The 14302-nt window shown below is 44.7% G+C and carries 9 protein-coding genes, 5 tRNA genes and 2 pseudogenes; 8 read left to right on the forward strand and 8 right to left on the reverse strand.

Features of this window, described 5'->3' with window-relative positions; translation table 11 throughout:
• Positions 1 to 150 precede the first annotated feature (150 nt).
• Both VTH8203_RS25170 and VTH8203_RS19005 read left to right on the forward strand, forming a co-directional pair.
• A pseudogene (locus VTH8203_RS25170) lies at positions 151 to 444 on the forward strand (IS3 family transposase); the annotation flags it as partial.
• A gap of 212 nt (positions 445 to 656) precedes the next feature.
• Positions 657 to 1988: a hypothetical protein gene (locus tag VTH8203_RS19005; protein WP_096995051.1), complete on the forward strand. Its 1332-nt coding sequence runs from the start codon at positions 657 to 659 to the stop codon at positions 1986 to 1988.
• Between the two features lie 268 nt (positions 1989 to 2256).
• Here VTH8203_RS19005 and VTH8203_RS19010 read toward each other — a convergent pair.
• The 6 genes and pseudogenes from VTH8203_RS19010 to VTH8203_RS19035 form a co-directional block, all read right to left on the reverse strand.
• A pseudogene (locus VTH8203_RS19010) lies at positions 2257 to 2518 on the reverse strand (IS3 family transposase); the annotation flags it as partial.
• 146 nt (positions 2519 to 2664) lie between these two features.
• Positions 2665 to 2741, reverse strand: a tRNA-Pro gene (locus tag VTH8203_RS19015).
• A 65-nt stretch (positions 2742 to 2806) separates the two neighbouring features.
• Positions 2807 to 2882: transfer RNA gene (locus VTH8203_RS19020), tRNA-His, on the reverse strand.
• 44 nt (positions 2883 to 2926) lie between these two features.
• Positions 2927 to 3003, reverse strand: a tRNA-Pro gene (locus tag VTH8203_RS19025).
• Between the two features lie 68 nt (positions 3004 to 3071).
• Positions 3072 to 3147: transfer RNA gene (locus tag VTH8203_RS19030), tRNA-His, on the reverse strand.
• 29 nt (positions 3148 to 3176) lie between these two features.
• A tRNA-Arg gene (locus VTH8203_RS19035) sits at positions 3177 to 3253 on the reverse strand.
• Positions 3254 to 3549: 296 nt separating this feature from the next.
• Between VTH8203_RS19035 and VTH8203_RS19040 the strand changes: the two genes are divergently transcribed.
• Complete coding sequence (locus VTH8203_RS19040) at positions 3550 to 3963, forward strand: c-type cytochrome (RefSeq protein WP_096995053.1); 414 nt, start codon at positions 3550 to 3552, stop codon at positions 3961 to 3963.
• 53 nt (positions 3964 to 4016) lie between these two features.
• On the opposite strand, the gene rep is transcribed toward VTH8203_RS19040, so the two are convergent.
• Complete coding sequence (gene rep / locus VTH8203_RS19045) at positions 4017 to 6035, reverse strand: DNA helicase Rep (protein ID WP_096995054.1); 2019 nt, start codon at positions 6033 to 6035, stop codon at positions 4017 to 4019.
• Positions 6036 to 6212: 177 nt separating this feature from the next.
• Here rep and VTH8203_RS19050 point away from each other — a divergent pair, with 177 nt between their 5' ends.
• From VTH8203_RS19050 to ubiK, 4 genes are all read left to right on the forward strand, one after another.
• Positions 6213 to 6794, forward strand: a complete 582-nt coding sequence (locus VTH8203_RS19050) for a TetR/AcrR family transcriptional regulator (protein WP_208617776.1) — start codon at positions 6213 to 6215, stop codon at positions 6792 to 6794.
• A gap of 18 nt (positions 6795 to 6812) precedes the next feature.
• Positions 6813 to 7919: an efflux RND transporter periplasmic adaptor subunit gene (locus VTH8203_RS19055; RefSeq protein WP_096995056.1), complete on the forward strand. Its 1107-nt coding sequence runs from the start codon at positions 6813 to 6815 to the stop codon at positions 7917 to 7919.
• 11 nt (positions 7920 to 7930) lie between these two features.
• Positions 7931 to 11047 (forward strand): multidrug efflux RND transporter permease subunit, encoded by a 3117-nt coding sequence (locus tag VTH8203_RS19060; protein WP_096995057.1) that lies wholly within the window; start codon positions 7931 to 7933, stop codon positions 11045 to 11047.
• 113 nt (positions 11048 to 11160) lie between these two features.
• Entirely contained in the window at positions 11161 to 11412 is a 252-nt protein-coding gene (ubiK, locus tag VTH8203_RS19065; protein WP_096995058.1) for a ubiquinone biosynthesis accessory factor UbiK, read from the forward strand.
• Positions 11413 to 11528: 116 nt separating this feature from the next.
• Here the strand turns inward: ubiK and ilvC are convergent, their stop codons facing one another.
• Positions 11529 to 13013, reverse strand: a complete 1485-nt coding sequence (gene ilvC / locus VTH8203_RS19070; RefSeq protein ID WP_096995059.1) for a ketol-acid reductoisomerase — start codon at positions 13011 to 13013, stop codon at positions 11529 to 11531.
• A 143-nt stretch (positions 13014 to 13156) separates the two neighbouring features.
• Between ilvC and ilvY the strand changes: the two genes are divergently transcribed.
• Positions 13157 to 14047, forward strand: coding sequence for an HTH-type transcriptional activator IlvY (gene ilvY, locus VTH8203_RS19075; protein WP_096995061.1), 891 nt, complete (start codon positions 13157 to 13159; stop codon positions 14045 to 14047).
• Positions 14048 to 14302 lie beyond the last annotated feature (255 nt).

A 14302-nucleotide genomic window follows, 5' to 3' on the forward strand; every position in this document is an offset into this window, starting at 1 on the left:
GCCAAAAGATGCCGTTCAAGTGGCGCCTTCCAGCAACCAACCCCTACCTTCTGACTGAAGCCAGAAACACAGTTACTTCAAGATACTCAGATGTTGCTATGGCCGTTGGCCTTGATTAAGCGGAGAGCCGTATGCGCTGAAAGGTGCACGTACGGTTCGGAGAGGAGAGGCAGAGAGATAGTTCGACTACGCTCTGTCTCTTACTCTACTCAGAGCATGAGTCGTCGAGGTAACTGCTGGGATACTCCTATGGGAGGCTATTTAGCAGCTTAAAAAACCGAATGGATACCAGCTACTGGCTACCTGACCCAAACTCAGGCAAAGAAGGATATCAGCTATTACTTGATGGATTACCACAATAGGAAACGGCCTCATCAAGCAAATGATGGGCTGTCGCCAGTTACTGCCGAAAATCGGCTTAAGTTAGTGTCCGGAATTTGTTGACCACTATATTTCAATTAACTCAAGCTCTTTAAAGGTTTCCTCTTGTCACCGTAGCATCGTGCTCAATCGACTGTTAGTCTCGCATTTATTATCTCTGTCACAAATATCCTCCACATCTGATTTTTCCCTGCCCATCACAATGACTAACATGCGCTGAATTATTAACCAATGTAGCCCGATCAATTTTGAAGGCAATAGCAGGAAATTAAGTAATGAGAAAAGTTTTATTGCTAGCGATTGTCGCTAGTGTATTAGCAGGCTGTAACAACGGTTCTAAATCTAAAAATACATCTGAAAAAACAGTAAAAGTAGACATCACAGATATTGATACGTCAGGAGCGCATTACCTTGCTTCCACGGGTTCTGCAGGTGCCACCCACAAGGTGATCAATAAGTCTGAAGGCTTAGTCGAGAAGAAAGTAGTACCAATCAAAGTTAGCTGGAAAGCTGAAGGAGACGTGACTTTATCACAAGCTTGTATTAATAGATTGAATCAATCATTTAGTATTCAGTCTATGTATCGCGCTTCCGGTGTCTCTAACATTATAGATATAACTCGCGCAACGGAGATTTCGACAAAAACATGCCAAATCCAAAAGACTACATCTGACTATGTATTAGTAAACCGTCTACACAACAGAGTTTACGATATCAAAGGAAAGCTTAATAAAGCATCTCAATTGGATGTCATCACACCATCGCACCCAGCAAAAAATCTAACATCACGAATACTTGTAAATGATCAACATAGTGCTGTTCGAATCGGCTTCGATAAGTCAGGTAACCTCAGCCTGAGCCACTACAACACTTTTAGTGGCGATCACCACAACGTATTATCGATTGTGTCTCGCCCTCAATCTGATGGAAAAGGCGAGATGCTCGCTTTCAATGGCAAAGCAAAGCGAGAGCACGGATTGCAGAATTTTGTTCACATGAACCAGCTTGATCATCCATCAACTTCTAGAAGGGCTGAAGTTGATGGAAACGATCAACCACTTTCTCACATGATTATTGACCATAAGGGGGATACCATATTTGTTGAAGGTGATACTGCATATAAGTTGCACTTCCAGAATGGAGCTCCTGCACATGAATTAGTTAGCGAGATTGCCAGTGGTCTAGAGCACGTAAATATTAATGAGCGAGTGAGAAACTTTGGTATTGACGTCAATACGACAGATCTAGTGAACTTAGATACTTGGGAGATCTACAATATTGCCACAGGTAAGTTAGAGCCGGGAAAAGCAATCGTCGAAAATGCTAAAGTAAAAATATTTGATGACGTAATTGTTGCACAAGCATTTATCAACGGCATGACAGTATTTACTCAGTATGACGTTGCTATGGACACCATCAAGTACCATGAAGTTAACGGACAAGTAGAGTGGTTTGAGCTTCACAAAACTTCCGTTGACTATAGAGTTGCAGGTACACCTCAATCACAAATTGAAGGTTGGTGTTTCCATATCAACAGCCAAAAGCGGATTGTGGATTTGATTGATGCAGACGGTAAACCAGTGTCTAAATTGTTTAACATTAATTAAACCGATATCGATTTGATATTGCCCAAGCTACTGATGCAGTGTAATCATGTGCTTTGGTAGTAATCTTTTGTCTCGTCCTAAAATACGTTGACAATTTTAGTAAGCCAGTAGCGCAAGTTGCTGGCTTTTTTCATGCATCTTATTTGGTGTATTCATACCTAGGCTGAGATGCGGCCTCCTTTCGTTATGGCTATGTTCCCATTAACTGTTGTTGAATGCGTTTTGACGGAATGAGTTCTTTTAGCAAGTTCGGATGCTTTTTCATTTAATGCCTACTGTTCGTTGTTTTGGTATAACTCCGCTTCGGCTTAACGAGTAAGCTTTCTTCTCTGAGGTAATCAAATAAAGCATCACGCCCAATTTTTGTTCCCTTAGCTATCAGCTTAGGTTTCCAAAAAAAATAGAGCTTACGAGTTCCTAGCCGAGGTATGAACCGTCTTAGTTCAAGTACCATTCCATTCACAGGCGCAAGCTCAGCCTGGCGTGTTTCTCTCACGCTTCTCTCTTTGATAGACAGACTGACGAGCAATTTAAAGCCAAGAGTGTAATCACGCTGAGTGCGCTTAACGTAGGTATTATTTGAAGTAGTCATAATTCGTCCTCAATGTGTAAACACATTTCAGGACAGGACACATATACGAAAAAAGCCTCGTCTTTCGACGAGGCTTTAAAATGGTGGTCGGTGAAGAGGGATTCGAACCCCCGACCCTCTGGTCCCAAACCAGATGCGCTACCAAGCTGCGCTATTCACCGACAATTTTTATTACGCTTTGCAACGCAAAGGGGAGCACTTTAATTTGAAAGGCTACCAAAATTAATGGGGTGGCTAACGAGATTCGAACTCGCGACCACCGGAATCACAATCCAGGGCTCTACCAACTGAGCTATAGCCACCACAAATTTTGTTTTGTTACCGTTGACAACGATAACTGAAATAGTGGTCGGTGAAGAGGGATTCGAACCCCCGACCCTCTGGTCCCAAACCAGATGCGCTACCAAGCTGCGCTATTCACCGACGATGTTCTTTTCAGAACAATTTCGTTTCGATTAAATCAAAACTGGAAACCGAAGTCACCGAAATAATGGGGTGGCTAACGAGATTCGAACTCGCGACCACCGGAATCACAATCCAGGGCTCTACCAACTGAGCTATAGCCACCATTATGTTTTGCCAATATTTTATCCGTATGGCGCGCCCGAAAGGATTCGAACCTTCGACCTTTGGCTCCGGAGGCCAACGCTCTATCCAGCTGAGCTACGGGCGCATGCCCTATCGGCGGATGGGAATAATACGTATATCACACTAGGTCGTAAAGTACTTTTTCAACTTTTTTTCTCGTTTGTTGTCTTTTTCAGCACTTTGAAGCAATAAATAGTCGCTTTACGATGTGATTCACCCCGTGAAGCTGAAAAGTTGTGGTTTATTGCAACAAGTTAACAGGATATAATCACCCAATGTTTACATTGATTTAACAGTCGTTAAGTCAGCAAGCAGAATAAAATCGTATAAATGAATAGCAAGCACCGACTTGCTACCTTGTTGGATAGTAAAGTGAGTTTAATGGATATGTCTCGTCGAATCTTAACAGTGTTGTTCGCTGCACTAACTTTTTCTACTGCCTCTTTCGCAGCGAATGTGAGTCAAGAAGAATATGACGCTATCGCAGAGCGTATTAAGCCAGTGGGTGATGTTTACTTGGCAGGTAGTGAGCCTGTGGTTGCTGAGCCTACAGGCCCACGTGATGGCGCTACCGTTTACAACACCTTCTGTACCGCGTGTCACTCTATTGGCGTTGGTGGTGCACCGAAAACAGGTGACGCTGGTGATTGGGCACCGCGTATTGCTCAAGGTAAGGACGTGTTAGCGGATCACGCTATCAACGGCTTTAACGCAATGCCAGCCAAAGGCTCTTGTATGGATTGTTCGGATCAAGAAATCGTCGATGCTATCAATCATATGATTGCCGGACTATAGTGTCACGAACTCAATGATCGACAAGGGGGCTGATTCAGCCCCCTTGTTTATTTTTACTTCTTATTAAACATTGCCCGAATATTCGCAATGTGTGCCTGACCTTTTTGCATTCGCTCTTCTGCAGAAACCACTTTTTTCGCTTGCTCCCATTCGACGTCATCAAACGGCAGTTCATCTAAGAATCGGCTATGTTCTGGCTTGATCAGTTCACCGTACTGTCTTCGCTCTTTACATACAGTAAATGTGAGCTCTTTTTGAGCACGAGTAATACCCACGTACATTAATCGTCTTTCTTCTTCTACATTATCTTCATCGATACTGGTTTGGTGTGGCAGGATACCTTCCTCAGAGCCGATAAGATAAACATAGGGGAACTCAAGGCCTTTCGAGGCATGCAATGTCATCAGCTGAACGGCATCACTGTCATCCTCATCTTCACCGCGCTCCATCATGTCTCGAAGCGTCAGCCGCTGAACCACCTCTTTTAAAGACTTCTCTTCTTTATCATAATTATCGCCTTCTAAATCCGCGACAATCCATGAATAGAGATCAGACACGTTCTTCATACGCATTTCTGCGGCTTTTGCACTTGAAGAGGTCTCATAGAGCCAATCTTCATAATTAATGTCACGCACTAACGAACGCACCGCTTCAACGGTATTACCACGCTCTGCATTATCGGCGATGGTTAAGATCCACTGAGTGAATCGACGTAAGTTCTCTAAACCGCGCCCCGATAAATGCTGTTCCAAGCCCAACTCAAAGCTGGCTTCAAATAAGCTTTTACCGCGCATATTGGCGTAACTACCCAGTTTTTCCAACGTCGCAGGGCCAATCTCACGACGAGGCGTATTAACAATACGTAAGAAGGCATTGTCATCATCTGGATTAACCAAAACTCGCAGGTACGCCATGATGTCTTTGATTTCAGCACGGCCGAAAAATGAAGTACCACCAGAAATTTTGTAAGGCACACGGTTTTGCATCAATACCTTTTCAATCAGCCGTGATTGGTGGTTACCTCTATATAGGATGGCATAATCGCGATATTCAGTTCGATTAACAAATCGATGCGCAATCAACTCCCCTGTCACACGCTCTGCTTCATGGTCTTCATTTTTGGCTTTGAGTATTTTGAGTTTTTCGCCATCAGGGATCTCAGAAAATAGCGATTTCTCAAACACATGAGGGTTGTTGGCAATCAGGATATTAGCCGCACGCAAAATACGACTGGTTGAGCGATAGTTCTGCTCTAACATCACCACTTTGAGATTAGGAAAATCTTTATTCAGCAGAATCAGGTTCTGAGGCTTTGCGCCGCGCCATGAGTAGATAGACTGATCATCGTCGCCCACAACCGTAAATCGTGCACGTTCTCCCACCAGCAGTTTAACCAATTCGTATTGGCTAGTATTGGTGTCTTGATACTCATCGACCAGCAGATACTGAATCCTCTTTTGCCAACGCGTGCGGACTTCTTCATTGCTCTTTAACAGAATAACCGGCAATGCAATCAAATCATCAAAATCGAGCGCGTTATAGGCTTTCATTTGCACTTGATACATGTCATAGCAGTGGGCAAATAGCTGTTCTTGCTCTGAACGAGCCGAGCCTTTGACCTGCTCCGGAGTCAACATGTCGTTCTTCCAGTTAGAAATAGCGCTAAGTAATAAACGCAGCAGATCTTTATCGCCATCGAGCTGCTTTTCGGTCAACTCCTTAAGCAACGCCATTTGGTCCTGATCATCAAACAGGGAAAAGCCCGCCTTAAGACCCAGCGCCTTGTACTCGCGACGTATGATGTTGAGTCCCATGGTATGAAAAGTGGAAACCATAAGACCTTTAGACTCGTTTTTACCTAAGGTTTGCCCTACACGTTCTTTCATTTCACGTGCAGCCTTATTAGTAAATGTTACGGCAGCAATGTTTCTCGCCTTATAACCACAGCTTTGTACTAGATACGCTATCTTATTAGTTATTACGCGTGTTTTGCCTGACCCAGCACCGGCTAGAACCAGACATGGACCAGAGACGTATTTTACCGCCATATCTTGCTGCGGATTTAGCTTCATTGATGTGCTCACTACTCACGAATTGTAACGCGCACATAATAGACTGCTAATGCTGACAATGCCACGCTCCGTAGGATTTTTTAACTTTTATAGAATAGTGATTAAAAATAAGTTGCGTAAATATACCTCAATTGTTTTATAATGAATGAACGTTCATTCACTATTCAGCGGATGGCTATGACAACTATGAATACCAGTGATAAGCGTCAGCAAATCCTTGAGGCCGCACAAAGAATTGTGGCCGAAAAAGGGATTCAAGGCGTATCAATGCAGAAACTGGCTAATGAAGCTGGCGTTGCAGCTGGCACGATTTATCGATATTTCGACGATAAAGATCACCTCCTAGAAGAGCTAAGGTTATATGTTGTTTCACGTATGGCTAAAGCCGTTCAAGCTGGTGTGGAAATGGACAAACCGCTTAAAGAGCAATACCGAAAAATGTGGCTCAATATCTGGCATGTCGCTGCGTCAAACATCGACTCATTGAAGACTCGTGCTCAATATGACTCTATTCCTTCGAAAAATTGTTATACAACTCGGGAACAAGAACGGAAAATGTTTGCCCAAGTTGACAACCTATTCACTGAAGGAAAGAAACAGGGGATTTTTAAAAACCTCGATAATGAAATCCTTTCTGGACTAAGCTTAGAAGCAAGTGTATCGCTTGCCCGTAAGCATGCTCTGGGTTTATATCAACTGGATGATGATGCGTTGGATGCAGCCATCGAAGCCAGTTGGGATGCAATAATAAAACACTAATGTGGAGTTCTTGTTAGAATGAAAAAGTGGACATTTTTCATGCTACTTATCGCTGTTCTGCTGTTTGGCAGCGTGATAGGTTTCAACCTGTTCAGGCAAAATGAAATTGCTAAGTATTTAGCTAACCGCCCGGAGCCTGAGTTTCCAGTCACCATAACAACGGTTAAACCCGTTAATTGGGTCCCGGTCATCGAGGCCATTGGTTTTGTGGAACCTAACCAAGGCGTGACACTAACCTCTGAGACTAGCGGTGTTATCAGTGACATTTCTTTTGCTTCTGGCTCTCAAGTTGAAAAGGGCCAGCTTTTAGTTTCTCTTGATTCTGACGTAGAGAAAGCGAACTTGAAAAGCTCTGAAGCGCGTCTACCAGCTGCAGAGGCTAAGTATAAGCGCTACCAAGGGCTATATAAGAAAGGCTCGATTTCAAAAGAGTCTTATGATGAAGCTGAAGCAAGCTACTACTCTCTTGCTGCTGATATCGAAAGTCTAAAGGCACAAATCGATCGTCGCGAAATTAAAGCACCGTTTAGCGGTGTGGTTGGTATTCGCAACGTTTTCCTTGGCCAATATCTTCAACCAAGCGACAGTATCGTCCGTCTAGAAGATATTAGTCTGATGAAACTACGCTTTACTGTACCTCAAACTGATTTCTCTCGTATCTCTATCGGTCAAGATGTCGATATCTTTGTCGATGCATATCCAAATCAGCCGTTCAAAGGTTCTATCAGTGCGATTGAACCAGCAGTCAGCATTCAGAGTGGTTTGATTCAAGTTCAAGCGGACATCCCGAACAACGACGGCAAACTACGTAGTGGTATGTTTGCAAGAGCGAATATCATCTTACCTAAGCTAGAAAACCAAGTGACGCTTCCACAAACGGCTATCACATTCACGCTATACGGCGACAATGTTTATATCGTTGAAGACGTTGATGGTGTGAAGCGCGTTAAGCAACAAGTAGTAAAAGTGGGCGAACGTACTGGTGCTATTGCTCATATCTTAGAAGGCGTGAAAGCCGGTGATGTCATCGTAACATCTGGCCAAGTTCGTCTAAGTAACGACGTTAAAGTCAAAGTGGTAGAGAGTAATGCAACCGTACCACCGGCTGAGACACCGATGCTGTAATTGGAGGCAAAATGCGTTTTACTGATATTTTCATAAAACGTCCTGTTCTTGCGGTATCGATCAGCTTTTTGATAGCACTGCTTGGTCTACAAGCCGTGTTCAAAATGCAGGTACGTGAATACCCAGAAATGACGAATACCATGGTTACCGTAACCACAAGCTATTACGGCGCAAGTGCCGACCTAATCCAGGGCTTTATTACCCAGCCATTGGAGCAAGCCGTCGCACAGGCCGATAATATTGACTATATGACCTCACAGTCTGTTCTTGGTCAGTCGACCATCACTGTGAACATGAAACTGAATACTGACCCGAATGCGGCGCTTTCAGACATTTTGGCAAAAACCAACTCGGTTCGCTCTCAGCTTCCTAAAGAAGCAGAAGATCCGACGGTAACCATGTCTACAGGCTCAACGACAGCGGTACTGTATATCGGCTTTACCAGTGACGAGCTCGTTTCGAGCCAGATTACTGACTATCTAGAGCGTGTAATTAACCCACAGTTATTTACCGTAAACGGCGTGTCTAAAGTCGACATGTACGGTGGTATGAAGTACGCACTGCGCGTCTGGCTAGATCCACTAAAAATGGCCGCTCTTAATATGACAGCTGCCGACATCATGAATGTTCTCAATGCCAACAACTACCAATCTGCAACTGGTCAGGCAACGGGTGAATTCGTGCTGTACAACGGTAGTGCTGATACTCAGGTATCCAACACTGAAGAGCTGAAAAACCTTGTGGTGAGTTCGACCGACGGGCAAGTAATTCGCTTAGGTGACATCGCTAAAGTCACGTTGGAGAAGAGCCATGATGTTTACCGAGCAAGTGCTAACGGTCAAGAAGCCGTAGTAGCGGCGATCAACGCAGCCCCTAGTGCTAACCCAATCAACATTGCTGCCGATGTGCTACAACTTCTTCCTCAACTAGAGAAGAACCTGCCAAGCAACATCAAAATGAACGTGATGTATGACTCTACAGTTGCGATCAATGAATCGATTCATGAGGTGATTAAAACCATCATTGAAGCGGCACTTATCGTACTTGTGGTTATTACACTGTTCTTAGGCTCTTTCCGTGCAGTACTGATCCCTATCGTGACTATTCCACTATCGTTAATCGGTGTGGCAATGGTAATGCAGGCCATCGGCTTCTCTTGGAATCTGATGACACTGCTAGCCATGGTACTGGCTATCGGTCTGGTAGTAGATGATGCGATCGTTGTTCTTGAAAACGTCGACCGTCACATCAAGATGGGTGAATCCCCATTCCGTGCAGCGATTATTGGTACTCGTGAAATCGCGGTACCCGTAATTGCAATGACGCTAACGCTGGGTGCGGTATATGCGCCAATCGCGCTGATGGGCGGTATCACTGGTTCGTTGTTCAAGGAGTTTGCATTAACACTGGCGGGATCGGTATTTGTATCCGGTATCATCGCATTAACGCTATCACCGATGATGTGTTCAAAACTGCTAAAAGCGAACGAAACGCCGAACCGCTTTGAGCAAAAAGTGCATCACGTACTAGACGGTATGACATCACGCTATGAGAGAATGCTGGGTGCAGTAATGCAGCATCGTCCTGTGATCATCGGCTTTGCTGTTATCGTATTCGCTTCTCTGCCTATGCTGTTCAAGTTCATTCCAAGTGAGCTGGCGCCATCGGAAGATAAAGGCGTGGTGATGTTAATGGGTACTGGTCCGTCTAACGCAAACTTAGACTACCTACAAAACACCATGAACGACGTCAATAAGATCCTGACTGAACAGCCAGAGGTGGCATTCGCTCAGGTGTTTACTGGTGTACCTAACTCCAACCAAGCCTTCGGTATCGCTTCTATGGTTCCTTGGAGCCAACGTGAAGCCAGCCAAGCTGAAGTGGCTAACCGAGTCGGTAACCTTGTTGCTAACGTACCAGGTATGGCGGTAACTGCATTCCAGATGCCAGAATTGCCTGGTGCAGGTTCTGGTCTTCCGATTCAGTTTGTTATCACCACTCCAAACAGCTTTGAAAGCTTGTTTACTATCGCAACAGATATCTGGACAGACGTTCAGAAGAACGCTCAGTTTGTTTATTCCACGCTGGATCTGAACTACGATTCCGCTACAATGAAAATCAATATCGATAAAGATATGGCAGGCGCTTATGGCGTCACCATGCAAGATATTGGTATCACGCTGAGTGCGATGATGGCAGATGGTTACGTTAACCGTATCGACCTAAATGGCCGCTCTTATGAGGTAATCCCTCAGGTTGAACGTAAGTATCGTTTAAATCCAGAATCGATGAACATGTACTTTGTTCGTTCTGATGATGGTCAAGCAATTCCATTAGGCAGCTTAATCTCTATCGACGTTGTGGCAGAGCCTCGATCTCTACCTCACTTCAACCAGTTAAACTCTGCGACCGTAGGAGCAGTTCCAGCTCCGGGTGTGGCGATGGGTGATGCGATTGCTTGGTTTGAATCAACGGCAGAGAACAAACTACCAAATGGTTACAACCATGACTATATGGGTGAAGCTCGTCAGTACGTAACTGAAGGAAGTGCACTTTACGCAACGTTTGGTCTAGCTCTGGCGATTATCTTCTTGGTACTTGCTATCCAGTTCGAGTCCATCAAAGACCCATTCGTTATCATGGTATCCGTACCACTGGCGATATGTGGTGCTCTGATTGCTCTAGCATGGGGTGCAGCCACCATGAACATCTACTCACAGGTGGGTCTAATTACCTTGGTTGGTCTTATTACCAAGCACGGTATCCTTATCTGTGAAGTAGCGAAAGAAGAGCAGTTGAACCACAAGAAGAGCCGAATGGAAGCGGTTATGGAAGCGGCAAAAGTTCGTCTTCGTCCAATCTTGATGACAACAGCGGCAATGATTGCAGGTCTAATCCCATTGATGTACGCCACTGGTGCAGGTGCGGCTCAGCGCTTTAGTATCGGTATCGTAATCGTGGCGGGTCTTGCTATTGGTACTCTGTTTACTCTGTTTGTTCTTCCGGTAATCTATACTTACCTAGCAGAGAAACATAAGCCTCTACCAGTCTTTGTTGAAGACAAAGACCTAGAGAAGATAGCTCGAGTTGACGCAGCATCAGCAGCTTGTCGAGAAAATCGCTCTTAAGGTGATGACTAATTAGAAAAAGGCCACAATGTGGCCTTTTTTATTAGCTCAAATAACGACTTTCTTTATCGGATTACATAGAATAAGAAGTATCACTTAAGGAGTTACCAGACATGTTTGATCCAAAAAAACTTGAACAGATTGCTAAGCAGATTCACGACTCAATGCCTCAACCAGTGAAAGAGCTTGGTGCGGATGTTGACCAGAAGGTACGCCAAGTCATTCAAGGCCAATTGAATAAACTTGACGTTGTAAGCCGTGAGGAGTTTGATGTACAAACTCAAGTGCTTCTTCGCACTCGTCAAAAGCTGACTGAGATGGAACAAAAGCTAACTGACCTAGAGCAAAAGCTCGCTGATAAGTAGCCACATCGTTGGCAGTCTTCGCAAATTGCATAGACAAAAAAAGGGGGCTTACCAATTGGTAGCCCCCTTTTTGCTATGTTGTGTTTACTTTATTATCTGATTTTTGTTTGGTCGGCTTAACCGCCTACAGCGATACGCTTCATGTCTGTCATATAACCACGTAGCTCTTCACCAATATACTCAACAGGGTGGTTGCGAATAATGCTGTTCACTTCGATAAGTTTACCGTTATCCACTTGGTTAGAGGTCTCACCTAGACCTTTACCGATGACATCAGTACCTACCGATGGCATGAACTTCTCACGAAGCAATGGTGTCGCAACGTTAGCAAATAGGTAGTTACCGTACTCAGCGGTATCTGAGATAACAACGTTCATTTCATATAGGCGTTTACGTGCAATCGTATTTGCAATCAATGGGAGCTCGTGCAGAGACTCATAATATGCAGATTCGTCAATGATGCCAGACGCTGTCATTGCTTCGAACGCAAGCTCAACGCCAGCACGAACCATAGCCACCATTAGAATACCGTTGTCGAAATATTCTTGCTCTGAAATTTCTAAATCCGAAGTCGGGTAGTTTTCAAATGCCGTTTCAGCTGTTTCAGCTCGCCAACCTAGAAGGTTTACGTCGTCATTGGCCCAGTCAGCCATCATAGTGCTTGAGAACTCACCCTGAATAATGTCATCCATGTGCTTGTTATAAAGCGGACGCATTAGGTCTTTTAGCTCTTCAGACAAATCGAATGCTTTCACTTTCGCAGGGTTAGATAGACGGTCCATCATGTGCGTGATACCACCGAATTTCAGTGCTTCAGTAATGGTCTCCCAACCGTACTGAAGTAGCTTACCTGCGTAGCTTGGGTCGATGCCGTCAGCAATCATTTTCTCGTAACATACGATTGAGCCAGCTTGAAGCATGCCGCAAAGGATCGTTTGCTCACCCATTAGGTCAGACTTAACTTCAGCAACGAATGAAGACTCTAGAACACCGGCACGGTGACCACCAGTAGCAGCAGCCCATGCTTTAGCGATTTCAAGACCATCGCCTTGAGGATCGTTCTCTGGGTGAACGGCGATAAGAGTCGGAACACCAAAGCCACGTTTGTATTCTTCACGGACTTCAGTACCCGGACACTTAGGTGCAACCATTACAACCGTCAGATCTTTACGAATTTGCATACCTTCTTCAACGATGTTGAAGCCGTGAGAGTAACCAAGTGACGCGCCTTGTTTCATTAGCGGCATTACCGTTTCTACCACGTTAGTGTGCTGTTTGTCTGGAGTTAGGTTAACAACTAGGTCAGCTTGAGGGATTAAGTCTTCATAGCTACCGACTACAAAACCGTTGTCTTTCGCGTTTTTGAACGATTGACGCTGCTCATCGATTGCTGCCTGACGAAGTGCATAAGACACATCCAAACCAGAGTCACGCATATTCAAACCTTGGTTTAGACCTTGAGCACCACAGCCGACAATCACAACCTTCTTACCTTTAAGATAATCCGCTTCTGAAGCAAACTCAGAACGGTCCATAAAACGACAACGACCTAGTTGGTCTAATTGCTCACGCAAGTTAAGAGTATTGAAATAGTTAGCCATAGTGGGCTCTCCTGTTGAATTCTGTCCATAATGTCGATGTTGTCATCGAACGAGTTCATACTAATGCAGAGTCAGAATTGCTTAAAGTGATATATTCACAATTTGTCGTTGCAAATAATGCAACAACAGATATCTTTAGCACTATGAATATTAAAAGTCTCCAAGCTTTTATCCATCTGTGTGAGAGTAAAAGCTTTAATAAAACCGCAACCGCTATGCATATCAGTGCGTCGGCACTCAGTCGACAGATCCAAAAGCTTGAACAAGACACGCATCAGAGCCTGTTCTTGCGTGATAACCGCTCTGTCGAGCTTACCCCTGCAGGAAAAAAACTCTTACCAATTGCAGTGAATATTGTTAGCGAGTGGCAGCAATTCCAATCAGAAAGCCAACATGGTGAGAATGAACTCCGTGGAAAGCTCAGACTATTTTGCTCCGTTACGGCGAGCTACAGCCACCTTCCTGAGCTGCTCGCTGAGTTCAGGTTGCTTTACCCTTATATCGAATTTGAACTCTTCACAGGTGATCCGGCACAAGCGATAGATAAAGTCCTTAACGACGAAACTGATATTGCCATTTCAGCCTTACCTGAGCTATTACCAGCTCGATTAGAATTTGAACCGATCAGTGACATTCCGCTATCGGTCATTGCACCAGTGGGAGTGAGTACCTTCGGGTTAGAACTTGCAGAAGGATTACCCGATTGGAACAAGATCCCTTTTATTGTTCCTGAAGCTGGAACCGCACGAGAGCGAGCAAATGCTTGGTTCAAAAAGATGCGTATCAAACCCAACATATATGCACAAGTGTCTGGACACGAGGCCATTGTGAGCATGGTCGCACTGGGGTGTGGGGTAGGTATTGCTCCAGAGGTTGTTATCGTCAACAGCCCAGTACGAGACAAAATTCAGCGCCTCAAGCTCCAGCCCATTAAGCCATTCAAACTAGGGGTCGTATGCAAACGCTCTAATTTGGACAACCAATTACTCTCCGCGTTCTGGAAAGTCGCAGAGAAAGTGTATATCCAACCGTAATAGCCATCATTGAAATAGAAAAGGCCCTGACCTAAGTCAGAGCCCTTGAATATGGCAGGGGTGGAGAGATTTGACCGGGCTGGCGACCCAGCTCCCAACACATCGCTTTGAAAAAGCGAAAACAAAAAAGGCTCCGACCTAAGTCAGAGCCTTTGAATATGGCAGGGGTGGAGAGATTTGACCGGGCTGGCGACCCAGCTCCCAACACATCGCTTTGAAAAAGCGAAAACAAAAAAGGCTCCGACCTAAGTCAGA

Source organism: Vibrio thalassae (assembly GCF_900089835.1).
GTDB lineage: Bacteria > Pseudomonadota > Gammaproteobacteria > Enterobacterales > Vibrionaceae > Vibrio > Vibrio thalassae.